The sequence below is a fragment of the Verrucosispora sp. WMMA2044 genome (assembly GCF_027497155.1).
GTDB classification, from domain to species: domain Bacteria; phylum Actinomycetota; class Actinomycetes; order Mycobacteriales; family Micromonosporaceae; genus Micromonospora; species Micromonospora palythoicola.
Genome location: NZ_CP114913.1, coordinates 2,669,005 through 2,693,945, shown reverse-complemented (window position 1 = coordinate 2,693,945; position 24,941 = coordinate 2,669,005). Strand labels below are relative to the sequence as shown.

The 24,941-nt window shown below is 69.8% G+C and carries 19 protein-coding genes; 15 read left to right on the top strand and 4 right to left on the bottom strand.

All coding sequences use genetic code 11. The features are described from left to right. Nucleotides 1-37: 37 nt before the first annotated feature. Nucleotides 38-1,063, bottom strand: a complete 1,026-nt coding sequence (locus O3597_RS12110; RefSeq protein WP_281604207.1) for a LacI family DNA-binding transcriptional regulator — start codon at nt 1,061-1,063, stop codon at nt 38-40. A 379-nt stretch (nt 1,064-1,442) separates the two neighbouring features. On the opposite strand from O3597_RS12110, the gene O3597_RS12105 reads away from it, so the two are divergent. From O3597_RS12105 to O3597_RS12085, 5 genes are all read left to right on the top strand, one after another. After that, nucleotides 1,443-2,804 carry an extracellular solute-binding protein gene (locus tag O3597_RS12105; protein ID WP_281604206.1) on the top strand — a complete coding sequence of 454 codons (1,362 nt, stop codon included), beginning with the start codon at nt 1,443-1,445 and terminating at the stop codon, nt 2,802-2,804. Beyond that, complete coding sequence (locus O3597_RS12100; protein WP_164447123.1) at nt 2,801-3,769, top strand: sugar ABC transporter permease; 969 nt, start codon at nt 2,801-2,803, stop codon at nt 3,767-3,769. Before O3597_RS12105 ends, O3597_RS12100 begins: the two co-directional genes overlap by 4 nt. After that, entirely contained in the window at nt 3,769-4,596 is an 828-nt protein-coding gene (locus O3597_RS12095) for a carbohydrate ABC transporter permease (protein WP_281604205.1), read from the top strand. The genes O3597_RS12100 and O3597_RS12095 overlap by 1 nt, the downstream gene beginning before the upstream one ends. A gap of 4 nt (nt 4,597-4,600) precedes the next feature. Next, the gene (locus tag O3597_RS12090; protein ID WP_281604204.1) at nt 4,601-5,752 is read left to right on the top strand and encodes a serine hydrolase domain-containing protein; all 1,152 of its coding nucleotides are present in this window, start codon (nt 4,601-4,603) and stop codon (nt 5,750-5,752) included. A gap of 77 nt (nt 5,753-5,829) precedes the next feature. After that, nucleotides 5,830-6,630, top strand: a complete 801-nt coding sequence (locus tag O3597_RS12085) for an inositol monophosphatase family protein (protein WP_281604203.1) — start codon at nt 5,830-5,832, stop codon at nt 6,628-6,630. A gap of 22 nt (nt 6,631-6,652) precedes the next feature. Here O3597_RS12085 and O3597_RS12080 read toward each other — a convergent pair whose 3' ends face one another. Continuing rightward, nucleotides 6,653-7,114 (bottom strand): VOC family protein, encoded by a 462-nt coding sequence (locus O3597_RS12080; RefSeq protein ID WP_164447119.1) that lies wholly within the window; start codon nt 7,112-7,114, stop codon nt 6,653-6,655. 633 nt (nt 7,115-7,747) lie between these two features. Here O3597_RS12080 and O3597_RS12075 point away from each other — a divergent pair. The 4 genes from O3597_RS12075 to O3597_RS12060 all read left to right on the top strand — a co-directional run bounded on the left by O3597_RS12075 (nt 7,748) and on the right by O3597_RS12060 (nt 12,787). After that, a complete protein-coding gene (locus tag O3597_RS12075; RefSeq protein ID WP_208020862.1) occupies nt 7,748-8,815 on the top strand; it encodes a sugar ABC transporter substrate-binding protein in 1,068 nt (355 codons plus the stop codon). Then, nucleotides 8,812-10,353: a sugar ABC transporter ATP-binding protein gene (locus O3597_RS12070; RefSeq protein ID WP_164447118.1), complete on the top strand. Its 1,542-nt coding sequence runs from the start codon at nt 8,812-8,814 to the stop codon at nt 10,351-10,353. The genes O3597_RS12075 and O3597_RS12070 overlap by 4 nt, the downstream gene beginning before the upstream one ends. Continuing rightward, nucleotides 10,346-11,386, top strand: a complete 1,041-nt coding sequence (locus tag O3597_RS12065; RefSeq protein WP_281604202.1) for an ABC transporter permease — start codon at nt 10,346-10,348, stop codon at nt 11,384-11,386. Before O3597_RS12070 ends, O3597_RS12065 begins: the two co-directional genes overlap by 8 nt. 72 nt (nt 11,387-11,458) lie before the next feature. Next, entirely contained in the window at nt 11,459-12,787 is a 1,329-nt protein-coding gene (locus tag O3597_RS12060; protein ID WP_281604519.1) for an enolase C-terminal domain-like protein, read from the top strand. Between the two features lie 155 nt (nt 12,788-12,942). Here the strand turns inward: O3597_RS12060 and O3597_RS12055 are convergent, their stop codons facing one another. After that, complete coding sequence (locus tag O3597_RS12055) at nt 12,943-13,638, bottom strand: FadR/GntR family transcriptional regulator (RefSeq protein ID WP_281604201.1); 696 nt, start codon at nt 13,636-13,638, stop codon at nt 12,943-12,945. Nucleotides 13,639-13,808: 170 nt separating this feature from the next. On the opposite strand from O3597_RS12055, the gene O3597_RS12050 reads away from it, so the two are divergent. Together O3597_RS12050 and O3597_RS12045 are read left to right on the top strand one after the other, a co-directional pair. Continuing rightward, entirely contained in the window at nt 13,809-14,144 is a 336-nt protein-coding gene (locus O3597_RS12050; RefSeq protein ID WP_281604200.1) for an L-rhamnose mutarotase, read from the top strand. A gap of 409 nt (nt 14,145-14,553) precedes the next feature. Beyond that, nucleotides 14,554-17,556 (top strand): glycoside hydrolase family 95 protein, encoded by a 3,003-nt coding sequence (locus O3597_RS12045; protein ID WP_281604199.1) that lies wholly within the window; start codon nt 14,554-14,556, stop codon nt 17,554-17,556. 188 nt (nt 17,557-17,744) lie between these two features. On the opposite strand, the gene O3597_RS12040 is transcribed toward O3597_RS12045, so the two are convergent. Beyond that, on the bottom strand, nt 17,745-19,052 hold the full coding sequence (locus tag O3597_RS12040; protein WP_281604198.1) for a hypothetical protein: 1,308 nt from the start codon (nt 19,050-19,052) through the stop codon (nt 17,745-17,747). A gap of 480 nt (nt 19,053-19,532) precedes the next feature. Here O3597_RS12040 and chvE point away from each other — a divergent pair, with 480 nt between their 5' ends. From chvE to O3597_RS12020, 4 genes are all read left to right on the top strand, one after another. Continuing rightward, nucleotides 19,533-20,663: a multiple monosaccharide ABC transporter substrate-binding protein gene (chvE, locus tag O3597_RS12035; RefSeq protein WP_281604197.1), complete on the top strand. Its 1,131-nt coding sequence runs from the start codon at nt 19,533-19,535 to the stop codon at nt 20,661-20,663. 81 nt (nt 20,664-20,744) lie between these two features. Next, nucleotides 20,745-22,292 (top strand): multiple monosaccharide ABC transporter ATP-binding protein, encoded by a 1,548-nt coding sequence (gene mmsA / locus O3597_RS12030; protein WP_281604196.1) that lies wholly within the window; start codon nt 20,745-20,747, stop codon nt 22,290-22,292. Continuing rightward, nucleotides 22,289-23,533 (top strand): multiple monosaccharide ABC transporter permease, encoded by a 1,245-nt coding sequence (gene mmsB / locus O3597_RS12025; RefSeq protein WP_164447110.1) that lies wholly within the window; start codon nt 22,289-22,291, stop codon nt 23,531-23,533. The genes mmsA and mmsB overlap by 4 nt, the downstream gene beginning before the upstream one ends. Before the next feature lie 110 nt (nt 23,534-23,643). Beyond that, entirely contained in the window at nt 23,644-24,939 is a 1,296-nt protein-coding gene (locus O3597_RS12020; RefSeq protein WP_281604195.1) for an ROK family transcriptional regulator, read from the top strand. Nucleotides 24,940-24,941: the final 2 nt, after the last annotated feature.

Sequence of the window (24,941 nt, the reverse complement as noted above, 5' to 3'; positions counted from 1 at the left end):
GGCGGGTGTGGCCAGGTGTGGCCACAGGCGGCGCGGGTCAGTCGGCGGGCGCGGCCACGGACCGCCGCCGCCGCAGCGGCATCGGGACGAACGACGCGGCAGCGTCACCGCCGTCGAGCAACACCTCCACCGCGCGGCGGCCCATCTGTTCGTGCGGCAGGGCCGCGGTGGACAGCCCCGGCCGTAGCCACGCGGCGATCGGGTCGTCGTCGAAGGAGATCACCGAAAGGTCGCCCGGAATGGTCAGGCCGGCCTCGCCGAGGGCCTGGTACGCGCCGAAGGCGAGCCGGTCGTTCATGCAGATCACCGCACTGGGCCGGGTCGGGCGCTCCAGCAGCGTACGCATGGCGGTGTAGCCGTGTTCCGGCAGCCACTCCGGGCAGAAGCCCTCGGCGAGCAGCGAGACACCGGCGGCGGCGAGCGTGTCCCGGATGCCGCGCAGCCGAGCGTCGGCGGCCAGCGATATCTCCGGGTCGCGTTCCTTCTGCCGGTTACGGCCGATCAGGGCGATCCGGTCCCGGTGGCCGTTGGCGAGCAGCGTCTCGGCGATCATCGCGCCGGCTCCCTCGTCGTCGGGGAGCACGCAGGGCAACGACTCCGGACTGGTCGCGTTGAGCAGCACGACCGAGCCGCCGAGGATGGCCGGCGGCACCGCCAGGCGGCGGGTCGCCATGGCCGCGTAGATCACGCCGTCGACCTGGCGGTCGAGGATGGCCTCGATGGCGTACCGCTCGAACGTCGCGTCGCCCTGCGTCTCGGTGATCAGCAGGACGTGGTCGCGCTCGCGGGCGGCGTCCAGCGCGCCGCGGATGAGGCCACCGGCGAAGCGGGTGGTGGCGACGATGTCGGAGACGAACGCGATGGTGGCGGTCTTGCGGGTCCGCAGGCTGCGGGCGGCCACGTTGGGTCGGTAGCCGAGTTCCTCGGCGGCCGCGAAGACCCGCTGGTGCGCCTCGGCGGAGAGCCGGGTGCCCTCGCGGCCGTTCAGCACCATCGACGCGGCGGTCTTGGACAGGCCGGCCCGTCGCGCCACGTCGGCCAGTGTCGCTCTCTCCCGACCCATTGCGTCCTCCGATCACGGCGGTCCGTCCCGACGCCGCCGTCGTCCCATCATGATGGGTCGAGTCGCTCACGTGGTCACCGGCGGTGTGGTCCAGCCCGGCCGGGCGGCTGGTGAACCATCTGTTTCCAGACCGTTGCGAACTCGTCCTTGACACTCCCCGGCGACGCGCGCATGCTCTGCTAAATCAGTTTAGCGACGTGGTTTCACCTCTGCGGTGGACGCCTTCGCGTCTTCCGACGTCATATTGGGTACCGCGGGCCGCGAGCCGGGTCAGGCACGCGACGTTGCGACACGTGGTGGCCGGTGGGCCGGGCTTGTGGCGGGCGCCACGGACGGCCGTCGACCGGTCCGGCGCGCGGATTGAGTCAAGGAGCATGAGGTGCCGGAGTTCTCGACAAGGTTCACCCGACGCCGGTTGGCACTGCTGGTGCCGCTACTGGGCGCCAGCCTGGCCATCAGCGCCTGTAGCGCACCGGGTTCCGAGGAGACCCCCACGGGGGACTCCGACGCCCCGGTGAGCACCGAGCTGGGTACCGACCCGATCACCCTGGAAATGTACGCCGAGACCGGCTTCCCGCTGGCCAAGGCCCTCGCCGACGAGTTCACCAAGCAGCACCCGAACGTCACGTTCAACGTCCGCGAGGACCAGTTCACCGTCATCACGGAGAACGCGCCCCGGGTGCTCGCCTCGGACAACGCGCCCGACATCATCCGGCTGCCCACCATGGTCGACCTGGTCAAGGACGGGCTGCTGAAGAACCTGGACCCGTACTTCGACGCGTACGGCTGGGACAGGTTCCCCGCCTCCCAGCTCGTCCAGCTGCGCCTGTCCGACGGCGGCGCGGTACGCGGCAGCGGCTCGCTGTACGGCATGGGCCTGGGCTACAGCGTGACCGGCGTCTTCTACAACAAGAAGCAGGCCGAGCAGGTCGGCATGACCCAGCCGCCGGCCACCATCGCCGAGTTCGAGCAGCTGCTGGCCAAGGCGAAGGCGGCCAACCTGCTGCCGATCATGCAGTTCAACAAGAACACCGCCGGCATCAACTTCCCGCACCAGGCCCTGCAGAACCAGTACGGCGACCCGACCGCCATCGCCGACTGGATCTTCCAGAAGCCGGGCGCCACCTTCGACACGCCGGCGGCGCTCAAGGCCACCCAGACCATCCAGAAGTGGGCCGAGGCCGGCTACTTCCCGAAGGACGCCAACGCCATCGACTACACGGCCATGATGGGCGAGTTCCAGAAGGGCAACGGCCTGTTCATGTTCAACGGCGACTGGGAGTCGGGCAACCTGGACAAGAACATGGCCGGCGAGGTCGGCTTCTTCCTCTTCCCGGGTGAGACCGCCGACGCCAAGCGGGTCGCGATGTCCGCGCCGAACACGTTCGGCGTCGGCGCCAAGGCCAAGAACCCCGATGCCGCAGCCTTCTTCCTCAACTGGGTGCACACCAACGACAAGGCCCGGGAGATCTCGGTCAACGTCGGCGGCTCGCACCCGGGCGGCCCGGCCGACCTCGCCCTGCCGCCGGTGTCGGAGGGCACCGTGCTCGCCGAGACGCTCAAGGCGTCCCAGCAGCTCGGCGCGGACAACGGCGCGGTCGACTTCACCGCGAACGCCACCGGCGGCATCTTCGCCGCCGCCATCACCCCCGAGATGCAGAAGTTGATCGCCGGCCAGCAGACCCCGGAGGGGTACGTCAAGGCGGTCCAGGCCGAGTACGAGAAGGAACTGTCCCGATGACGTCTGCCCTCGGCAGCGCCCCGGCCGGGTCGGACACCGCGTCCCGACCCGGCCGGGGGGACACCCGGGCACCCGTGCGGCCCCACCGGAAGCGGTGGGGCCGCACGGTCCGGTGGTCCGGGTGGCTCTGGGTCCTGCCCGCCCTGATCATGTACGGCGTCTTCGTACTGCGTCCGCTCGTGCTGACCATGCAGTACTCGCTGTACGACTGGAACGGCATCGGTGCGGCCCGCTGGGCGGGGCTGGACAACTACCTCACGGTCTTCACCGACCGCGACCTGTTGAAGATCATCTCGAACGCGTTCATCCTGATCATCTTCTTCAGCTTCATCCCGGTCCTGCTCGGCCTGCTGGTGGCCAGCCTGGTCCGGCGGATCACCACCGGCCCGGCCGGCACCATGGTCCGCACCGTGCTGTTCCTGCCCCAGGTGATCCCGCTCGTCGCGGCCGGCATCGCCTGGAGCTGGGTGCTCTCCAGCAACGGACTGGTCAACCAGGCGTTGCGGGCCGTCGGGCTGGACGGCGTCACCCGGGCCTGGCTCGGCGACTTCGACACCGCGCTGCCGGCGGTGGGCGTCATCGGCACCTGGGTCATGCTCGGTCTCTGCACGATCCTGCTGATCACCGGAATGAGCAAGATCGATCCGTCGCTCTACGAGGCCGCCCGCATCGACGGCGCCGGCCCGGTGCGGGAGTTCTTCGCGGTCACCCTGCCCAGCCTGCGCCAGGAGATCGGTATCTGCCTGACCGTGACCATCATCGCGGCGCTGGCCAGCTTCGACATCGTCTACATCTCCACCAGCGGTGGCCCCGGAATCCAGACCACCGTGCCCGGCCTGGAGATCTATCGGCTCGCCTTCTCCCAGCGTCAGGTCGGCCTCGCCTCGGCCCTCGCGGTGGTGCTGATGGCGCTGGTGCTGGTGTGCGTACTGCCGATCCAGCGGCTGACCAGGGGAGAGAAGTGATGAACCTGACCACCCGCAGCGAGCGGCTGACCGGTCGCATCTTCCTGATCGCGCTGGTCGTGGTCACCCTGCTGCCGTTTTTGAGCATGCTGTCGGCGGCGCTGCAACCGCGCGGCACCGTACCCACCGGCCTGGCCTGGCCCAGCGACCCGCAGTGGGGCAACTTCGCCGACGCCTTCACCGCCGCCAACATGGGCGCGCTGCTGAAGTCGAGCGCGCTGATCGTGGCCGGGGTGGTGCCGGTCGGCGTACTCATCGCGACCATGGCCGGGTTCGGCCTCGGCCACCTGCGGGTGCCCGGCGGTCACCTCGCCTTCGGACTGCTGCTGCTCGGCCTGACCCTGCCCTTCGAGGCGGTGGTCACCGCGCTGTACTACCAGATGCGGGATCTCGGTCTGCTCAACACCCGCTGGGCGATCATCCTGCCGTTGATCGGTCTCTACATGCCGTTCGCGGTCTTCTGGATGCGTGCCCACTTCATCAACGTGCCCCGCGAGCTGTCCGAGGCGGCGCGGGTGGACGGCAGCAACACCTGGCAGCTGTTCTGGCGGGTCCACGTGCCGCTGGCCCGACCGGCCATCGCCTCGCTGACCATCCTGTTGTTCCTGTGGACCTGGAACCAGTTCCTGCTCGCCATCGTGCTCGTCGACGATGCGACGAAGCGGACCATGGCCGGCGCTCTCGGTGCCTTCCAGGGGCAGTGGGGAACCGATCTGGTGCTGCTGTGCGCTGGCTCGTTGCTCATCCTCACGCCTACCCTCATCGTGTTCCTGATCTTCCAGCGACAGTTCATCAAGGCCCTGCTCCAGGGTTCCGTGAAGGGATAGCGGGTTGAGCGACAGCCAGATCCACGGTGACGTCGACGAGGGCTTCGGCCGGGTCGCCGACGTGTTTCGGGACAACTTCACCCACCGGCAGGAGGTGGGCGCCGCGGTCGCCGTCTACCTTCGCGGCCGCAAGGTCGTCGACCTGCACGGTGGGCTGGCCGACGCCCGGTCGGGACGCCCCTGGACCGCGGACACGCCCGCCGTCGTCTTCTCCTGCACCAAGGGGATCATGGCGATCTGCGCGTACCTGCTGGCGCAGGAGGGGCGGCTGGACCTTGACGCGCCGGTCATCCGCTACTGGCCGGAGTTCGGCCAGCACGGCAAGGCGGAGATCCCGGTCCGGTGGCTGCTCACCCACCAGTCCGGCCTGCCGGCGCTGGACAAGCCCTTCACCCGCGAGGAGGTGCTGGCCTGGGAACCGGTGATCAAGGCGATCGAGGCGCAGACTCCACTGTGGAAGCCGGGCACCGCACACAGCTACCACGCGATCACCTACGGCTGGCTGATCGGCGAGGTGATCCGACGGATCACCGGCGAGATGCCCGGCGCCTACTTCTCCCGGGTCCTCGGCGAGCCGCTCGGTCTGCGTACCTGGATCGGGCTGCCGGCCGCCGAACGGGACGCGGTCGCCTGGATGCTGGCACCGATCGGCGAACCCGTTCCGGCCAGTGACCCGGTCGCTGAGCGTGGCATCACCATGGGCGGCGCCTTCGCCTTCCCCGCCGACGAGGACGGCCTGGTCAGCTTCAACGACCCGGCCATCCAGGCCGCGCAGATCCCGGGTGCGGGCGCGGTGAGCACGGCCGAGAGCCTGGCCCGGCTCTACGCCGCCTGCGTCTCCGAGGTCGGCGGAGCGCGGCTGCTCAGCCCCGCGTCTGTCGACGACGCGGTCACGGTCCGGGTCAGTGGTCAGCAGGTCTACGGACTGCCCGACGCGGGACACCGCTGGGGCACCGGGTTCCTGGTGCACTCGGAGCCCCGCCCGATGCTCGGCGTACGCAGCTTCGGCCACGACGGCGCCGGCGGGCACCTGGCCTTCGGCGACGACGCCCACCAGGTCGGCTTCGGTTACGTGGTCAACCAGATGGGCGGCTTCGACGACGAGCGGGCCAACCTGCTCTCCGCAGCGGTACGGGATTCCCTCGGCCACAGCTGACCGACGCGGTGGCCCCGGCGAAGCTGCTCGACTGAGCCGGGGCCCACCCGCGACCGGGATCGACGTACGGTGGGCGGATGTCGCGTGCAGACGCTGAACTTGCGATCCAGGCCGCGCGGGCCGGTGCCGAGGTGGTGCGTTCCCACCACGGCAGGTCCGTGGACCGCTTCGCGAAGGCGGGTGGGGACTTCGCCACCAGCGCGGACATCGAGGCGGAGCAGGCGATTCTCGGCGTGCTGCGGTCCGCACGACCCGACGACGCGATGGTGGCCGAGGAGAGCGGACGCAGCGGGTCAGACGGGAGCGGGCGGGTCTGGCTCGTCGATCCGCTCTGCGGGACGCTGAACTTCGCCGTACACACCACGCTGGTCTCGGTGAACGTGGCCCTGCGGGTCGACGCGGAGGTCGCGGCGGCGGCCGCCGTCGACCCGTTCGCTCAGGAGGTCTTCTGGACCGACGGCACCGCCGCCCGGGTGCGGTGCGGCGGTGTTGATCAGCACCTCCTGCCGTCGGCGGCATCCGGGCTGGTGGACGTCAACCTCGACCCGCCCTTTCCGAACGAGCGGGTGTTCCGGGCGGCCCGGCTGCTGACGGACGAGGGCTTCGTGGAGCGGTTTCGGCCACGGGTCGTGTCGACCACGTTGGCGTTGGCCTGGGTCGCGGCCGGCCGGCGCGCCGCGTACGTCACGGACGGCCGACTGCGCGACAACGTGCACTTCGCGGCCGGCATCGCGCTCTGCGAGGCGGCCGGCTGCGTGGTGACCGGCATCGACGGTCGGCCCTGGCGCAGCGGCCTGGGCGGGCTCGTCGCGGCGGCCGACGCGGATACGCACGCCGGCCTGCTGGCGCTCATCGCGAGGCAGCGAGAGCCGGCGTAGGGCCGGTAGCGTCGATCCGCCCTCAGTCGAGGCAGAACTCGTTGCCCTCGGGGTCGGTCAGCACGATGAAGCCGGCCTCAAGCGGCGGCGCGGGCTCGACCCGGCGCAGCTGCTTGGCGCCCAACGCGACCAGCCGATCAGACTCGGCCTGCAACGCTGCCATCCGTTCCGCGCCGGTGAGCCCGGGCGCGGCCCGTACGTCGAGGTGCACCCGGTTCTTGGCGACCTTGTCCTCCGGCACCTGCTGGAAGAACAACCGCGGACCGAGCCCGTCCGGGTCCTCAATGGCCGACCTGGTGTTGCGCTGCTCCGGCGGTACGCCGATCCGGGCGAGGAAGTCGTCCCATGCGGCCAGCGGGTCGGCACCGTCGGGGAGGTCGACTCCGGGCGGACCGGGATGCACGTAGCCCAGGGCGTCCCGCCAGAACGTGGACAGCGCCGTCGGGTCGTGGGCGTCGAAGGTGACCTGGATCTGGCGGCTCATCGGGTTGCTCCAATCGGTTCGCGTCCAGGCGACCAATGTGCCAGGCAGGACCGACAATTCGGTGCGCGACCGTGGTGGCGGGGCGGTGCCGCTGACGGCTCAGCTTCTCCTGATCGTGTCCGCAACAAGCTAGCAATCTCAGCGTCATCGATGTTAGCGTTCCCAGCTAGCGCCTCCAGACCCGAAGGACAGCCATGGTCGCGCAGATGTGATCGCCAACATCGGCGGCCGAGAACTGCTCGGTGACTGTCGCGTGCCGGGCCGGCCAGCCGCCCGCGAGTCACCCGGGCGGCGGTTTCCGCGGCATTGGCCGCCGGCCTTCCAGTCGGGCCGGGAGCGCCGTTCGTCGGCGCAATCGATCTGATGTCTACGCCAACCCAGCGTCGCATCTCGCGGGTTTTACGCGATCTCGGGCGTTGACGTCACATGTCTGGAAGCCCTAACGTCTGACGTCTGAGTCACGTGAACTCCACCACCCGCCACCGTGTCTTGGAGGGATCGCCATGTCCCGTACCCGGTTCTTCGTCGCACGTTGGCGGCCGTGAACCCCATCGCACATCGCGTCCGACGAGTGCCCCTGTCGCGGCCTGACCGGGGTCGCCGCGTTGATGTCCCGGATATGGAGGAACGACCATGAGAAGCAGGGCACTGACGAGCATGGGGCTGACGCTGCTGCTCGGCGCGTCGGCCACCCTCGCCGCCGGCTGCGGTGACGGCGCGGCCGACGGGACCGGATCGGGCGGCTCGCAGGTCGTCGGGGTCGACTATCCCCGCTCCGACACGGACTTCTGGAACTCCTACATCAAGTACGTCCCGCAGTTCGCCGACGAACTGGGTGTCGAGGTCAAGACCACCAACTCGCAGAACGACATCGCCAACCTGATCTCCAACACCCAGGCCTTCATCAGCCAGGGCGTCAAGGGTGTGGTGATGGCGCCGCAGGACACCGCCGCCATCGCGCCGACGCTGTCCCAACTGGACAGCAAGAAGATCCCGGTGGTCACCATCGACACCCGGCCGGACACCGGCAACGTGTTCATGGTCGTCCGTGCCGACAACCGCGCCTACGGCATCAAGGCGTGCCAGTTCCTCGGCACCAAGCTCGGCGGCAAGGGCAAGGTCGTCATGCTCCAGGGCGGCCTGGACTCGATCAACGGCCGGGACCGCACCGAGGCGTTCAACGAGTGCATGCAGCAGCAGTTCCCCGACATCACCGTGTTCGGCGAGGCCACCGACTGGAAGGCCGACGTGGCGGCGTCGAAGCTGCAGACCCGGTTCGCGTCGGACCCGGACATCAAGGGCATCTACATGCAGTCCTCGTTCGCCCTCTCCGGCACCCTCCAGATCCTCAAGCAGCGGGGCCTCCAGGTGCCGCCCAGCGACCCGAAGCACGTCTTCGTGGTCTCCAACGACGGCATTCCCGAGGAGCTGAAGAACATCGGCGAGGGGCTGATCGACGCCACCGTCAGCCAGCCGGCCGACCTCTACGCCAGGTACGGCCTGGAGTACGTGCGGGCGGCGATCGAGGGCAAGACGTTCCAGCCCGGCCCGACCGAGCACGGCAGCACCATCATCCAGGTACGCGACGGTCTGCTGGAGGACCAGCTGCCGGCACCGCTGGTGACGCTTGACGGTGCGCCGATCGCCGGTGAGCCCACCCTGAAGTTCGACGACCCGTCCCTGTGGGGCAACAACGCATGAGCGCCACCCCGAGTGGGCCGGCCGACGGGCTGGTCGGCACCGACCAGCCCGTCGTGGAGGCCGTGCAGATCACCAAACGGTTCGGGTCGACGGTGGCGCTGGCCGACGCCGGCATCGTGGTCCGCCGTGGCGAGACGCACGCCCTGGTCGGGCGCAACGGCGCCGGCAAGTCCACACTCGTCAGCATTCTCACCGGCTTGCAGGCCGCCGACGACGGCGCGGTGGCCTTCGACGGGCGTCCGGCCCCGCCGCTCGGCGACCGGGACGCCTGGCGCAGACGGGTCGCCTGCGTCTACCAGAAGTCCACGATCATCGGCAGCCTCACCGTGGCGGAGAACCTCTTCCTCAACCGGCACGCCCGCTCTCGGGCCGGGTTGATCCGTTGGTCGCGGCTGCGCCACGCGGCGGAGCAACTGCTGGCGGAGTGGTCGGTGGAGGTCGACGTGCGTCAGCCCGCGTCGACGCTCTCCGTCGAGCAGCGGCAGTTCGTCGAGATCGCCCGGGCGCTCTCCTTCGGTGCCCGGTTCATCATCCTCGACGAGCCGACCGCCCAGCTCGACGGTGCCGGCATCAGCCGGCTGTTCACCCGGATCCGGCAGTTGCGGGAGCAGGGCGTGACCTTCCTGTTCATCAGCCACCACCTGCAGGAGATCTACGAGATCTGCGACCAGGTGACGGTGTTCCGCGACGCCCGGCACATCCTCACCGCCCCGGTGGCGCAGCTGAACCGTGCGGCGTTGGTCGCCGCGATGACCGGTGAGGACGTGACCATGCCGGAGGCCGAGCACCGGCCGCTGCCCGCCGACGCTCCGGTGCTGCTGTCCGTACGCGATCTGGTCACCGCCTCCGGCGCCGAGCTCTCCGTCGAGGCCCGGGCGGGCGAGGTGGTCGGCGTCGCCGGCGGCGGCGGCAGCGGCAAGGTCGAGGTCGCCGAGGCCATCGTCGGGCTGGCCCGGCCGGCGGGTGGGACGGTCGTCGTCGACGGTCGGGCGCTGCGTCCCGGCAGTGTGCCCGACGCCCTCGACGCGGGTGTCGGGCTGGTGCCGCAGGACCGGCACCGCGAAGGACTGGTGCCGCTGCTGTCCATCGCCGAGAACGTCACCATGACCGTGCCGGACCGGATCGGCCGGCGGGGTCTCATCTCGCCGCCCCGGCGTGACGCCCTGGCCCGGGACACCATCACCGACCTGGCGATCAAGGCCGCCGGGCCGCAGGTGCCGGTCGCCGAGCTGTCCGGGGGCAACCAGCAGAAGGTGGTCATGGGTCGGGCGCTGGCCAGCGACCCGAAGCTGCTGGTCCTGATCACCCCGACCGCCGGGGTGGACGTGCGCTCCAAGCAGACCCTGCTCGGCGTCGTCGAGGAGGTACGCCGCCGCGGCACCGGCGTGCTCGTCGTCTCCGACGAACTCGACGACCTGCGGATCTGTGATCGCGTACTGGTGATGTTCCAGGGCCGGGTCGTCCGCGAGATGTCCCACGGCTGGAGCGACAACGAGCTGGTAGCCGCCATGGAAGGGGTGGATCTCCACCATGTCTGAGACGCTCTCCACCACCGCGCGGCCGGCCGCCACACCGCCGCCACCCCGGGCTGCCGCGTCGCGGAGCCTGGCCATCGCCCGGCTGCGGGACCTGGCGCTGGTGCCGGCGATCATCGCGGTCGCGATCGTCGGGTCCATCGTCAGCCCGGTCTTCCTCAGCACCGACAACATCATCAACGTGCTGCAGAGCATGTCGGAGATCGCCATCGTGGTCCTCGCCCAGACCATCGTGCTGATCACCGGCAAGATGGACCTGTCGCTGGAGTCCACCTTCGGCCTCGCTCCGGGCATCGCCGCCTGGCTGGTGGTGGATCCCGCGTTGACCCGGGGACTCGGTCTCGACGTGCTACCGGACGCCTGGGCGGTCCCGGTCGTGCTGCTCGTCGGCGCCCTCGTCGGCGCCTTCAACGGGCTGCTCATCGTCCGCTTCGGCCTCAACGGCTTCGTCGTCACGCTGGGCATGCTGATCGTCCTGCGGGGTCTGCTCACCGGCATCTCCGGTGGCCAGACCTTCTTCATGCTGCCCGAGTCGATGACCTATCTCGGCTCCGCCAGCTGGGCCGGCGTACCGGCCTCGATCTGGCTGTCGCTGCTGCTGTTCGCCGCGGGGATCGTCGTGCTCGGCTACACCCGGGCCGGCCGGGCGCTGTACGCGATCGGCGGCAACGCCGACGCGGCCCGGGCGGCGGGTATCCGGACCGACCGGGTGCTGTGGCTGGCGCTCATCGTGGCAAGTGTGCTGGCGGCGCTGGCCGGTCTACTGATCAGTGGCCGGCTCGCGGCGGTGCCGTCGGCCCAGGGCAGCGGCGCCATCTTCCAGGTCTTCGCGGCGGCCGTCATCGGCGGCGTCAGCCTCAACGGCGGCAAGGGCAGCGTCTTCGGCGCCTTCACCGGCGTCCTGCTGCTCTTCATGATCATGAACGTGCTGACCCTGGCCGGGGTGCCCGCACAGTGGACGAACTTCCTCAACGGCACCGTCATCCTGGTGGCCCTGGTGGTGTCCCGCATCACCGGAGGCAAGGCACAGACGTGAGGCGGCCCGCCCGTCGGTCGGGCCCACCGCGAGGCAGGCAACCCGCCCACCCGCTCGATCCCTCAGGAGTTACTGGTGAGTGAGCGCATCTCGTCCGTAGAGACCATCGACGTACGGTTTCCCACGTCCCGGCACCGGGACGGGTCGGACGCGATGAACCCGTTCCCCGACTACTCCGCCGCGTACCTGGTGCTGCGGACCTCGGCCGGCGCCGAGGGACACGGACTGGTCTTCACCGTGGGCCGGGGCACCGACCTTCAGGTCGCGGCGGTGCAGGCACTCGCCCCGATGGTGGTCGGCCAGCGGGTCGACGAGCTGGTCGCCGACCCGGGCTCGCTGGCCCGCCGGCTGGTCGGCGACAGCCAAATCCGCTGGCTCGGGCCCGAGAAGGGGGTCGTGCACATGGCCGCCGGCGGTCTGGTCAACGCGGTGTGGGATCTCGCGGCCCGGCGGGCGGAGAAACCGTTGTGGAAGCTGCTCGCCGACCTCACCCCGGAGCAGTTGGTCGCCCAGGTCGACTTCCGCTACCTGCGTGACGCTCTCACCGAGGACGAGGCGGTGACGCTGCTGCGCACCGCCGAGGGCGGGCGGGCCGAGCGCGAGCGGCGGCTACGGGCCGAGGGCTACCCCGCCTACACCACCACCCCCGGCTGGCTGGGTTACGACGACGAGAAGCTGGCCCGGCTCTGCCGGGAGGCGGTCGAGGACGGCTACCGGCTGATCAAGCTCAAGGTGGGCGGGAACCTGACCGACGACGTACGCCGGATGGGCATCGCCCGACAGGTCGTCGGGCCGGACATCCAGATCGCGGTGGACGCGAACCAGATCTGGGGAGTGCCCGAGGCGATCCGCTGGATGCGGGAGTTGGCCCAGTTCGACCCGTACTGGATCGAGGAGCCGACCTCGCCGGACGACGTGCTCGGGCACGGCGCTGTGCGCAAGGCTCTCGCCCCGGTCAAGGTGGCCACCGGCGAGCACGTGCACAACGCGGTCATGTTCAAGCAGCTGCTCCAGGCCGACGCCGTCGACGTGGTGCAGATCGACGCCTGTCGGGTCGCCGGTGTGAACGAGAATCTGGCGGTCCTGCTGCTCGCCGCGAAGTTCGGGGTGCCGGTCTGCCCGCATGCCGGGGGAGTGGGGCTGTGCGAGCTGGTGCAGCACCTGGCCCTGTTCGACTTCGTCGCGCTCAGCGGCAGCACCGAGGGCCGGGCCATCGAGTACGTCGACCACCTGCACGAGCACTTCGTCGATCCGGTACGGGTCAGCGGCGGACGCTACCTCGCGCCCGACGCGCCCGGCATGAGCGCCCGGATCCTGCCGGACTCGTTGGCCCGCTACCGCTACCCCGACGGCCCGGCCTGGGCCGACGCCGAGGTCCTGGCGGGAGCGCCGACATCATGATCACCCATGCGGTCCGAGATCACGGCGACCCGGTGCCCGATGGCGGTCGCCGCCCTCGGGCTGGAGCCACCGGGTTTCGCGGCGACCCGACGGTGCGAGGAGGCTCATCTGATGTCTGGCCCGGCTCGGTCGGCCTGTCCGCCTCGATCCGGCCGCTACCCGTCCGACGACTTCGCGCCGAGCACCGTACGCAGCCACGCCTCGGAGGTGTTGACGTGCAACAGGGCGCTGGCCTGTGCCAGCAACTGGTCACGCGCCCGCAGCGCGAGGTAGATGGTGTGATGCTCCTCGATGGTCTGGTGCGCCGCGTTGCCCTCGATCAACCCGCGCCACACCCGAGCCCGCAGCGTACGACCGGAGAGCCCGTCCAGCAGCGAGGTGAGGGTCTCGTTGCCGGTGGTGGCGATGACGGTGTGGTGGAATGCGGCGTCGAACTGGATCAACTTCTCGGCGTCGTCGGCGGCCGCCCGCATGTCCTGGAGGATCCGGCCCAGCTCGTCGAGGTCGGCGTCGGTCATCCGCAGCGCCGCCAGGCCGGTCGCCATCGGCTCCAGCATCCGGCGTACCTCCATGACCTCCAGGAGCGTGTCGTCGCGCAGCAACTCCACCGCGACGCCGAGCCCTTCCAGCAGGAGCCGGGGGGCGAGACTTGTCACGTAGGTCCCGTCGCCGCGCCGCACGTCGAGCACCCGAGCCGATTCGAGCACCTTGACCGCTTCCCGGACCCCACTGCGCGAGAGCCCCATCTGGGCGGCCAGTTGCGGTTCCGGTGGCAGCCGCGCCCCCGGGGGCAGCTCCCCGCTCTGGATCATGCTCCGGATCTTCGCGATCGCGTCGTCGGTCAGTGCCATCCACGCCCCCTTCGGACCGGTCGACCGGACGCCGGCCTGGCGCCGGTGCCCAGGACCGGCATCGGCGACCCCGACCACTATAGAGACATCGGACGTTTGTCGGCGACGCTGCGTACTCGCCGTGCGGCTGCCGGGACCAGGCTCAACCGACCCCACCGAAAGGGTGCGACGTGCGCCGTTACGGCATGGTGATCCGGCTCAGGCCAGAACACCGGGAGACCTACCTGCGGCTGCACGCCGCGGTCTGGCCCGGTGTCGAGCAGACGCTGCGCGACGGGAACATCCGCAACTTCACCATCTTCCTCCACGGCGACCTGTTGTTCGGTTACTACGAGTACGTCGGCGACGATCACGACGCCGACCAGCGACGCATGGCCGACGACCCGCAGACGCAGGCGTGGTGGAAGCTGACCGATCCGTGCCAGGAGTCTCTCGCCGAGCCCGGCTCGGGGCACTGGTGGGCCCCGATGCGGGAGATCTGGCACCTGACCGAGGAGGCGACCTGAGCTGACCCGCCGAACCCGCCGCACCGCTGACCGGTACCCGGCCGCCCGGCCTCGCCGGGCCGTCGCCTGAGCGCGCCGGACGGGTCGCCGTTGACGTCGGCGGGGCCGAACGCGCACATCTGATGAATATGGTGGAGCGAGTCGCTCGCCCGATGGGTGGCCCGGAATGACGGGGTTCCCCATGGGGTGCGGTAGCGCTGCGCTCTGAATCGCGTAACACCTGGTGAAAGCCCTTTGTCTGGTCGGCACAGGAGCTGCCCACGCCTCGGCTCACTGCTTGAATCGACCGTTGCCTATTGCGCTGCCCGGCGATAACATTCGCGAAACACATCAGACGTATGAGCCGTTCTGGGCCTGCCGGCGATCAGTGAGGCTTCGCCTGGCCGGATCGGTCACGGTTGGAGGATCGATGTCGGACCTGACTCGACGGCAGGCTCTCAAGATCGGCGCGGCGGGTGCCGGTGGCGCCCTGCTACCGCTGCCGTGGACCGCCGTGGCCCGGGCGGACTCGGCGGCACCGCCGCAGGTGCTGGCCGCCGGTGACCTGGCGCTCTGGTACGACGAGGCCGCCGGCACCGACTGGCTGCGGGCGCTGCCGATCGGCAACGGCCGCCTCGGCGCCATGGTCTTCGGCAACGTCGACACGGAACGGCTGCAGCTCAACGAGGACACCGTCTGGGCCGGCGGACCGCACGACCCGAGCAACCCCCGTGGGCTGGGCGCGCTGGCCGAGATCCGGCGCCTGGTGTTCGCCAACCAGTGGACCCAGGCCCAGAACCTGATCAACCAGAACATGCTCGGCAACCCGGTCGGGCAGTTGGCGTACCAGACCGTCGGCAACCTCCGGCTGAGCTTCCCGACCTCCGGCGGGGCGTCGCAGTACAACCGGCACCTGGACCTGACCACCGCGACGACGAGCGTGTCGTACGTGATGAACGGTGTGCGGTACCAGCGGGAGACCTTCGCCAGCGCACCGGACCAGGTCATCGCGATGCGGCTGACCGCCGACCGGACCGGCTCGATCACCTTCACCGCCACGTTCGACAGCCCGCAGCGGACCTCTGTCTCCAGCCCGGACGGCACCACCATCGCCCTGGACGGCGTCTCCGGCAACCAGGAGGGCGTCAACGGCGCGGTGCGTTTCCTGGCGCTGGCCAACGCCACCGTCAGCGGCGGCACCGTGAGCAGTTCCGGTGGCACGTTGCGGGTCAACGGTGCCACGAGCGTGACCCTGCTGGTCTCGATCGGCTCCAGCTACGTCAACTACCGCAACGTCGGCGGCGACTACCAGGGCATCGCGCGGCGACACCTCACCGCCGCGCGGTCCAGCAGCTACGACCAGCTGCGCGCTCTGCACGTCGCCGACTACCAGGCGCTGTTCGGGCGGGTCAGTCTCGACCTGGGGCGTACCTCCGCCGCGGACCAACCGACCGACGTACGGATCGCGCAGCACAACAGCGTCAACGATCCGCAGTTCTCCGCACTGCTGTTCCAGTTCGGTCGGTACCTGTTGATCTCGTCCTCCCGGCCGGGCACCCAGCCGGCCAATCTCCAGGGCATCTGGAACGACTCGCTGACCCCGGCCTGGGACTCGAAGTACACCATCAACGCCAACCTGCCGATGAACTACTGGCCGGCCAACACCACGAACCTGTCCGAGTGCCACGAGCCGGTCTTCGACATGGTCCGGGACCTCGCGGTGGCCGGGGCCCGCACCGCCCAGGTGCAGTACGGTGCCGGCGGCTGGGTCACCCACCACAACACCGACGCGTGGCGGGCCACCTCCGTGGTCGACGGGGCCTTCTGGGGCATGTGGCAGACCGGCGGCGCCTGGCTGGCCACCCTGATCTGGGACCACTACCTGTTCACCGGGGACGTCGAGTTCCTCCGGGCGAACTATCCGGCGATGAAGGGCGCGGCGCAGTTCTTCCTCGACACCCTGGTGACCGAGCCGAGCCTCGGCTATCTGGTGACCAATCCGTCGAACTCGCCGGAGATCGGTCACCACGCCGACGCGAGCGTGTGCGCGGGGCCCACGATGGACAACCAGATCCTGCGGGATCTCTTCGACGGATGCGCCCGGGCCAGCGAGATCCTCAACACCGACGCCACCTTCCGGGCGCAGGCGCGGGCGACCCGGGACCGGCTCGCGCCGAACCGCATCGGGTCGCGCGGCAACATCATGGAGTGGCTCTACGACTGGGTCGAGACCGAACGGAACCACCGGCACATCTCGCACCTGTACGGACTGGCACCCAGCAACCAGATCACCCGGCGGGGCACCCCCCAGTTGTTCGAGGCGGCGCGGCGCACCCTGGAGATCCGGGGCGACGACGGCACCGGCTGGTCGCTCGCCTGGAAAATCAACTTCTGGGCCCGGATGGAGGAGGGCAACCGCGCCCATGACCTGATCCGCTTCCTGGCCACCCCGGCCCGGCTCGCGCCGAACATGTTCGACCTGCACCCGCCGTTCCAGATCGACGGCAACTTCGGGGCCACCGCCGGCATCGCGGAGATGCTGCTGCACAGCCACGTCGGCGAACTGCACATCCTGCCGGCGCTGCCGGTGGCCTGGCCCAACGGACGGGTCAGCGGCCTGCGTGGCCGGGGTGGTCACACCGTCGGCATCACCTGGAGCAACGGGCAGGCCACCGAGATCCTCGTCCGGCCGGACCGGGCCGGCACCGTCCGGCTGCGAGGCCGGATGTTCACCGGCAACCACACCGTGGTCGACGCCGCCGACGGCACCCCGGCCCGGACCACGAAGGTCGAGAACGACCTGATCGAGGTGACCGTGGCGGCCGGGCGCACCTACCGGGCCACCGGGTCGGGCGGCGCGCCCACCGCACCGCCGCTGGAGCAGAGCTTCACGAACGTCAGCACCACCAACGACAACAACACCGGTGCCGGAAACTTCGACGGCAACGGCGCCACCCTCTCCGCGCAGGCGCTGGCCCAGGCCGGCGTGACGCCCGGCAGCACGCTGAGCCGCAACGGGGTCACCTTCCGCTGGCCGAACGTGGCACCGGGCGGTGCGGACAACGCCATCGCCTCCGGGCAGTCGGTCGGTCTGACCGGCACCGGCCGGACGCTCGGCTTCCTCGCCACCGGCACGTACGGGGCCGTGTCGGGCACCGCCGCGGTGGTCTACGCCGACGGCACCCGGCAGACGTTCACCCTCAGCACCCCCGACTGGTACGGCGGTCCGCACGCCGGTGGCACCGCCGCCGTCGTGATGGCGTACCAGAACCGGCCCGGCAACCAGCGGCACAACACCGCCGCGTGCGTCTACTACGTCGGGGTGGCGTTGCAGAACAAGCCGGTGGCCCGGGTGGAGCTGCCCAACATCAGCGCACGGCCCGCGGCGAACGTGCCGACCATGCACATCTTCGCCATCGCCATCGGCGCCTGACAGTCGAGGCGGATCTCCCGGGTCGCCGCCGACAGATCCAGCGAACCCGTCCCAAAGGCTCGCCGGCCCCGACATCCCCTGTCGCGGCCGGCGAGCCGGCGCGGTGGCCAGGAACGTGCCCCGGGTCGCCGCCGGGACCTGGCCGCGACACCGCCGACGTTCCTGGCCGCCGCACTAGCTGGCCATGCTCACTTTCGCTGGGCCAGCAGCCACTGCAGGATGCTCTGGTCGTCGTAGGTCGGGCCGTAGGCCGCGTGGTAGTCGGGCAGCGTGAACGCCTCGTTGCCGTACTCGGTGTAGTGCAGCAACTCGGCGATCTGCTCGGGCGTCCTACCCTGCGCCTCGTACGCCGACCGCAGTGCCGCCCGGGAGTTGCGGGCCAGCGAGATGTTCAGCAGATGGTCGTTGACACCGTGGGTGATCCACAGCGGGATCGCGGCGGCGATCGCCGTCGCCTGGCCGGCGCTGACCTGGAAACCACCGGTGACCAGGCCGGCGGTGAACAGGTCGGGACGCTTGGCGAACGCCTCCCACAGCAGCCGCGAGCCGTAGGAGACGGTGGTGGCGTACACCCGCCCGGTGTCCACCGCGTGGTCCTTGCTGAACTGCTCGACCAGCTTGACCAGCAGCTCCGCCTCGGCCACGTCGCCCACCCGCTGGTTCTGCGGGGCGAGCACGATGACGTCCTCCCGGCTGCCGGTGACGCTCGGCTGGAGCCAGGCCGTCGCCGGGATGTCGGCGGCGATCTGTACGCCCGCGTTGTCGCCGTCCCAGCCCATGCCGTGCCCGGGCAGTACGACCATCAGCGGGTACTTCCGGCCAGGCTGGTAGTTCTTCGGCAGGTGGTAGTGGTACGGCAGCACCATGCCGCCACTGAGGTACGAGCCGTAGCGGAACTCGTCGACGAGCAGGTTCACCGGTGCCTCGGTGACACCGTGCGAGGTACGCGGTGAGCCCTTGGCCAGCACCGGCCCGGCACCTCCGCCCTTGCCCGGCTGGGCGTGCACGTCCTTGCGTTGGGTCACCCGGGTCGGCAGCTCCGGGTTGACCTTCACCGTGCACAGAAAGGTCGGGCACTTGGAGACGATGACCGTCCAGCCGGCGTTCTGATCGGGGTCCAGCTCGACGATGACGTACCTGCCGGGTACGGACCGGCGGTCGGCGCGGACGGTGGCGGTGCTGTTGGTGTAGGTGTGGGTGATTGTCCGCTCGGTCAGTTTGGGCAGGTCCTCGATGGGGTTGAAGCGGAAGTTGTAGCTGGTGTCGGAGACCGCGAAGGTCGAGTTGTCGAGCTTGCGGGGGTTGACCGTGGCGCCGTACTCGACGGCCACGGCCGAGACCTTCTGGCCGTAGGTGTAGACCGTGGTGATGGGGGTGACGCTGCGGATGCCACCGCTGCCGCCGCCGTGATCCCTGGTCGCGGCGTAGGCGGCGGTGCCGGACGTGGCCAGCAGCAGCACCGCGGCGACGGAGACGAACGTCCTGCGCAGTCTCATCGGCCCTCCTCGTTGGACGCGTCCGTCTGGTCCGGCTGCGCGCCGGAGCGGCTCTGTCGAACTCCGAAACAGCGGGCGCTAAACCGATTTAGCAGAGCATCGGCGCCGACCCGGCCCGTGTCAAGGCCGCCTTGGTGACGAGGCGGAAACTCAGTGTTCACATCGAGGCGCCGCCGCTCGTGCCGATTCGCCGGCCGGTCGGGTGGACGGAGGGGTGTCCGTCGCCCCTGGCTTGCCGTATTCTCTGACGTCGATGACCGGCGTCCGGCCGGCCTGGGCGACCTCCTGGTCGCCCCTCGTGATCGGCGCCCTGACCTGCGACGACTCACGTGGGTGAGTGAGTGCGGTGTTCGTTACGAGACCGTGACCGCAGGATTTCGAACCAGGTGTTGACCTAGGCATTGTGAGCGCTAACACTTGGGCCCCAAGTGCGACCCGCGCAGCCGGTGCGACGGCGCGAGTTCCAGATTGGGGAAGCCAGTGAACAGACGAGTCCTGGCCGCTCTCGGAAGCGCCGTCCTGGCGCTGAGCATGGCGGCCTGTAGCGGCGACGGCGCCGGCAGCGGCGGAAACGACAGCGACCAGCCCGGCGACCTGACCATCGGCGTCTCGATGCCGACCCAGACCTCGGAGCGGTGGATCGCGGACGGCAACTCCGTCAAGGAGAAGCTCGAAGCCAAGGGCTACCAGGTCGATCTCCAGTACGCCGGTGACGACATCCCCACCCAGTCCCAGCAGGTCGACCAGATGATCACGCGGGGTGCCGACGTGCTCATCATCGCGGCGATCGACGGCACGGCGCTGAGCGGGCAGTTGCAGGCGGCGGCCGACGCGGACATCCCGGTCATCGCCTACGACCGGCTCATCCGGGACAGCCCGAACGTCGACTTCTACGTCAGCTTCGACAACTACAAGGTCGGCGTCGCCCAGGCGACCGCCCTGCTGGTCGGCCTCGGCGTGCAGACCAAGGACGGCGCGAAGGGCGAGGCGAAGGGCCCGTTCAACATCGAGCTGTTCGCCGGGTCGCTCGACGACAACAACGCCCACTTCTTCTTCGACGGCGCGATGGACACGCTGAAGCCGTTCATCGACGACGGCACCCTGAAGGTGACCTCCGGGCAGACCAGCATCGAGCAGGTGGCGATCCTGCGGTGGCAGCAGGAGGCCGCGCAGAAGCGGATGGAGGACCTGCTGACCTCCAGCTACAACAGCGGCACCAAGGTCGACGGCGTGCTGTCGCCGTACGACGGGCTGTCCCGGGGCATCATCACCGCCCTGCAGAACGCCGGCTACAAGGGGGCGGACTTCCCGGTGGTGACCGGTCAGGACGCCGAGATCGCCTCGGTGAAGCTGATCGACGACGGGGTGCAGAGCTCCACCATCTTCAAGGACACCCGACTGCTGGCCGAGCAGGCCGTCATCGCCGCCGAGGCGTTCCTGACCGACAAGGCGCCGCAGGCCAACGACACCGAGACGTACAACAACGGCGTCAAGGTCGTCCCGTCGTACCTGCTGCCGGTCCAGATGGTGTACAAGGACGACATCAAGCCGGTCCTGATCGACTCGGGCTACTTCACCGCCGAGGAGGTCGCCGCCGGCCAGGCCGGCTGACGGCACCGCCGGGCTCGGCGGCGACGACCGCCGCCGAGCCCGGCGACACCCCTGACACCCACGACGATCTGGAGGCTCAGGATGGTGAGCACCGACGACAACATCCTCGAGATGCGTCGCATCACCAAGACCTTCCCGGGCGTGGCGGCGCTCCAGGACGTCACCCTCGCGGTACGCCGTGGGGAGATCCACGCCATCTGCGGCGAGAACGGCGCCGGCAAGTCCACCCTGATGAAAGTGCTCTCCGGGGTCTACCCCTCCGGCAGCTACGACGGCGAGATCCTCCTCGACGGCGCACCGGTGCACTTCCGTGGCATCCGCGACAGTGAGCAGCGGGGCATCGTCATCATCCACCAGGAACTCGCCCTGGTGCCGTACCTGTCGATCGCCGAGAACATCTTCCTCGGCAACGAGCAACGCGGGGCCGGCGGGCTGATCGACTGGAACCGCACCAACGCCGATGCGGCCAAACTGCTCGCCTCGGTGGGGCTGGACGAGAATCCGATGACGCCGGTGGTGCAACTCGGTGTCGGCAAGCAGCAGCTGGTGGAGATCGCCAAGGCCATCTCCAAGAAGGTCCGGCTGCTCATCCTCGACGAGCCGACCGCCGCGCTCAACGACATCGACTCGGCCCACCTGCTCGACCTGATGCGACGCCTGCGCGACGAGGGCATCACCTGCATCATGATCTCGCACAAGCTCAACGAGATCACCGCCATCGCCGACTCAACTACCGTGCTGCGGGACGGGCGGACCGTGGAGCGGCTCGAGATGACCTCCGGCGAGGTGACCCAGGAACGGATCATCCGGGGGATGGTCGGCCGCGACATCGACAGCTTCTACCCCGACCGGGTCTCCACGCCGGGGGAGGAGGTGTTGCGCATCGAGGACTGGTCGGTGCGCCACCCGACCCAGGACCGGTTGGTCGTCGACGGCGCGAACCTGAACGTGCGCGCCGGCGAGGTCGTCGGCATCGCCGGACTGATGGGCGCCGGGCGGACCGAGCTGGCGATGAGTGTCTTCGGGCGCGCGTACGGCCGGGACATCACCGGTCGGCTGTTCGTGCACGGCCGCCAGGTCAGGGCGCGCACCGTCGCGGAGGCCATCGGCAACGGCATCGCGTACGCGACGGAGGACCGCAAGCGCTTCGGCCTGAACCTGATCGAGGACATCCGGCGCAACATCTCGGCCGCCGGGCTGCGCCGGCTCGCCCGGCTGGGCTGGGTGCACGACAACGAGGAGATCAAGGTCGCCGAGACGAGCCGGCGCGACATGAACATCAAGGCGCCGAGCGTGATGTCGGTCGTGGGCAAGCTGTCCGGCGGGAACCAGCAGAAGGTCGTGCTGTCGAAGTGGCTGTTCACCGACCCGGAGGTGCTGATCCTGGACGAGCCGACCCGGGGTATCGACGTCGGCGCCAAGTTCGAGATCTACACGATCATCAACCGGTTGGTGGCCGACGGCAAAGCCGTCATCATGATCTCCTCCGAACTGCCGGAGCTGCTCGGCATGTGTGACCGCATCTACACGTTGTCGGCCGGGCGCGTCACCGGCGAGGTGCCGGTCGCCGAGGCGACCCAGGAAAAGCTCATGGAACTCATGGCGAAGGACAAGGAAAGCGTCGGATGACCAGCACCAAGCCCACCTCGGCCGACCGGAAGTCGGCCGAGAGCGCTTCCGCCGCAGTGCACGTCGGCACCAGCGACCCACGTACGCTGATCATGAACAATCTGCGGCAGAGCGGCATCTTCGTCGCTCTCGTCGTCATCGTCGCCCTGTTCGCGTTCCTGACCGACGGTCTGTCGCTGAGCCCGGGCAACATCACGAACATCGTCCTGCAGTACTCGTACATCCTGGTGCTCGCCATCGGCATGGTCATCGTGATCATCGGCGGACACATCGACCTCTCGGTCGGCTCGGTGGTGGCGCTGACCGGCGCGGTCTCCGCGGTGGTCGTGATCCGGCAGGGACAACCGTGGTGGGTCGGCGTGCTGGCCGCGCTGGTGGTCGGGATCGCGGTCGGCGCCTGGCACGGCTTCTGGGTGGCGTACGTCGGTATCCCGGCCTTCATCGTGACCCTCGCCGGCATGCTGCTGTTCCGTGGTCTCACCCTGCGGGTGCTGGACAACATCTCGCTGTCGCCGTTCCCGGCCGAGTACAACCGGATCGCGGCCGGCTTCCTCAACGGACTCATCGGTGGCGACGGCTACGACGCCTTCACCCTGCTCATCGGTGGCATCGCGGTGGCCGGCTACGTGGTCAGTTGCTTCCGCACCCGGGCGGCCCGCGTCCGCTACCAGCAGCCCGTCGAGTCCTTCGCGTTGTTCGTCGCGCGGATGGCGCTTGTCGGTGCCGTGGTCATGTGGTTCGCCTGGCAACTGGCCCACGCGCGGGGCCTGCCGATCGTGCTGATCATCCTGGCCGCCCTGGTGCTCGTCTACGGGTTGCTCACCCGGCGTACGGTCTTCGGACGTCAGGTCTACGCGATCGGTGGCAACCTGTCCGCGGCGATGCTGTCCGGGGTCAAGGTTCGCACCGTGAACTTCTGGATCTTCGTGAACATGGGCTTCCTGTCCGCGGTGGCCGGCATCATCTTCTCCTCGCGGTCCAACGGGGCGCAGCCCGCGGCGGGCAACATGTTCGAACTCGACGCGATCGCCGCCGCTTTCATCGGCGGTGCGGCGGTCACCGGCGGCGTCGGTACCGTCGTCGGCGCCATGGTGGGCGGGCTCATCATGGCGGTGATGAGCAACGGGATGCAGCTCATGGGTGTGGACCAGTCGTTGCAGTCGGTGGTCAAGGGCCTCGTGCTGCTGGTCGCCGTGGCCTTCGACGTCTACAACAAGCGCCGCGCCGGTGCCAGCCGCTGAGCGAGGCGCCAGCGGCGGCGCCGGACCTGCGCTTGACGTCGGGTCACCGTGCGGAAACACTTCGTCGGGTCAGCTCCGCGTCGCCCGGAGCTGACCTCGCGGAGGTCGGATTGGTCCAGGAGGAGATCCGCCGGCGCAACGCCGGCACGCTGTTGCGGCAGGTGCATCTGCGTGGCCCGCTGTCCCGGGTCGAGCTGGGCGAACGGATGGGCCTGAATCGCAGCACCATCATGGCGCTGACCACCGAGCTGAGCCGGGCCGGCCTCGTCGATGAGCGGTCGCCGGTGGACACCGGCCGTGCCGGCCGCCCGTCCCTGGTGGTGCGACCGGTCGCCGAGCGCTGCTACGTCCTGGCCTTCGACGTCGCCGTGGACCGGTTGGTCGCCGCCCGGGTCGGACTCGGCGGGATGATCCTGGACCGGCGGGAGGCGGTACGTCCGCGCGCCGGGCCGGACCTGCACGACGTGGTAGCGGTCCTCGCCCGTTTCGGGCGGCAACTGCACCGGGCGGCCCCGCCGGGCGCCAGCTGCGTCGGCGTGGGCGCGTCGTACTGCGGCATGATCCGGCCGGGGGACGGGATGGTGCGGTACGGGCCCGATCTCGGCTGGGTCGACCAGGCGTTCGGCGACGAACTCGGCCACCGGCTCGGCCTCGGCCTGCCGGTGGCGGTGGGCAACGAGGCCCACCTCGGCGCACAGGCGGAGCAGCAGCGTGGTGCGGGAGTCGGCCTCGACGATCTCGTGTACCTGCATGGCGATGTGGGCGTCGGCGGCGGCATCATCGTCGGCGGGCGGCTGCTGGGTGGCGACAGCGGCTACGGCTGCGAGTTGGGGCACATGGTGGTCAATCCGTACGACGGACGGCCCTGCGGTTGTGGCTCGTCCGGTTGCCTGGAGGCGGAGGTCGGGGAGCGGGCGCTGCTCGACGCCGCCGGTCGGCCCGCCGAGCTGTTCGGGCGCGACGCCGTCCGGACGGTGGCCGACGATGCCGACCGCGGCGATCCGGCGGCGCGGGAGGCGCTGCGCCGGATCGGCGACTGGCTCGGCATCGGGGTGGCGAACCTTATCAATCTGTTCAATCCCGGCATGGTGGTCTTCGGCGGGATGCTGTGCGACCTCTATCCGGGGGCCGCCGCGCAGGTGCGCGCCCGCATCGCTCGTCACGTGCTGCCGGTGGCCCGGGAGACGGTGCGGCTGCGTACCGCGGCCCTCGGCGACGACGCCACCCTGGTCGGCGCGGCGGAACTCGGTTTCGCCCGGTTGCTCGACGATCCGCTCGCGGTGCTCACCGAAGCGGTGCCGTCGACCGTCGGGGCCCGGCTGGCGGAGGGTTCGCGGGCGTGCCCGGAGACGAGAGCACGGCCGGTCGGCACTGGAATCGCGGTCGATGCGGTGGGACCGGGGTAGCC

Coding starts and splice junctions, on each gene's coding strand:
- mmsB (WP_164447110.1), top strand. CDS start 22,289: ATGACCAGCACCAAGCCCACCTCGGCCGACCGGAAGTCGGCCGAGAGC.
- O3597_RS12070 (WP_164447118.1), top strand. CDS start 8,812: ATGAGCGCCACCCCGAGTGGGCCGGCCGACGGGCTGGTCGGCACCGAC.
- mmsA (WP_281604196.1), top strand. CDS start 20,745: ATGGTGAGCACCGACGACAACATCCTCGAGATGCGTCGCATCACCAAG.
- O3597_RS12055 (WP_281604201.1), bottom strand. CDS start 13,638: ATGGCACTGACCGACGACGCGATCGCGAAGATCCGGAGCATGATCCAG.
- O3597_RS12085 (WP_281604203.1), top strand. CDS start 5,830: ATGTCGCGTGCAGACGCTGAACTTGCGATCCAGGCCGCGCGGGCCGGT.
- O3597_RS12095 (WP_281604205.1), top strand. CDS start 3,769: ATGAACCTGACCACCCGCAGCGAGCGGCTGACCGGTCGCATCTTCCTG.
- O3597_RS12040 (WP_281604198.1), bottom strand. CDS start 19,052: ATGAGACTGCGCAGGACGTTCGTCTCCGTCGCCGCGGTGCTGCTGCTG.
- O3597_RS12065 (WP_281604202.1), top strand. CDS start 10,346: ATGTCTGAGACGCTCTCCACCACCGCGCGGCCGGCCGCCACACCGCCG.
- O3597_RS12100 (WP_164447123.1), top strand. CDS start 2,801: ATGACGTCTGCCCTCGGCAGCGCCCCGGCCGGGTCGGACACCGCGTCC.
- O3597_RS12110 (WP_281604207.1), bottom strand. CDS start 1,063: ATGGGTCGGGAGAGAGCGACACTGGCCGACGTGGCGCGACGGGCCGGC.
- O3597_RS12080 (WP_164447119.1), bottom strand. CDS start 7,114: ATGAGCCGCCAGATCCAGGTCACCTTCGACGCCCACGACCCGACGGCG.
- O3597_RS12075 (WP_208020862.1), top strand. CDS start 7,748: ATGAGAAGCAGGGCACTGACGAGCATGGGGCTGACGCTGCTGCTCGGC.
- O3597_RS12045 (WP_281604199.1), top strand. CDS start 14,554: ATGTCGGACCTGACTCGACGGCAGGCTCTCAAGATCGGCGCGGCGGGT.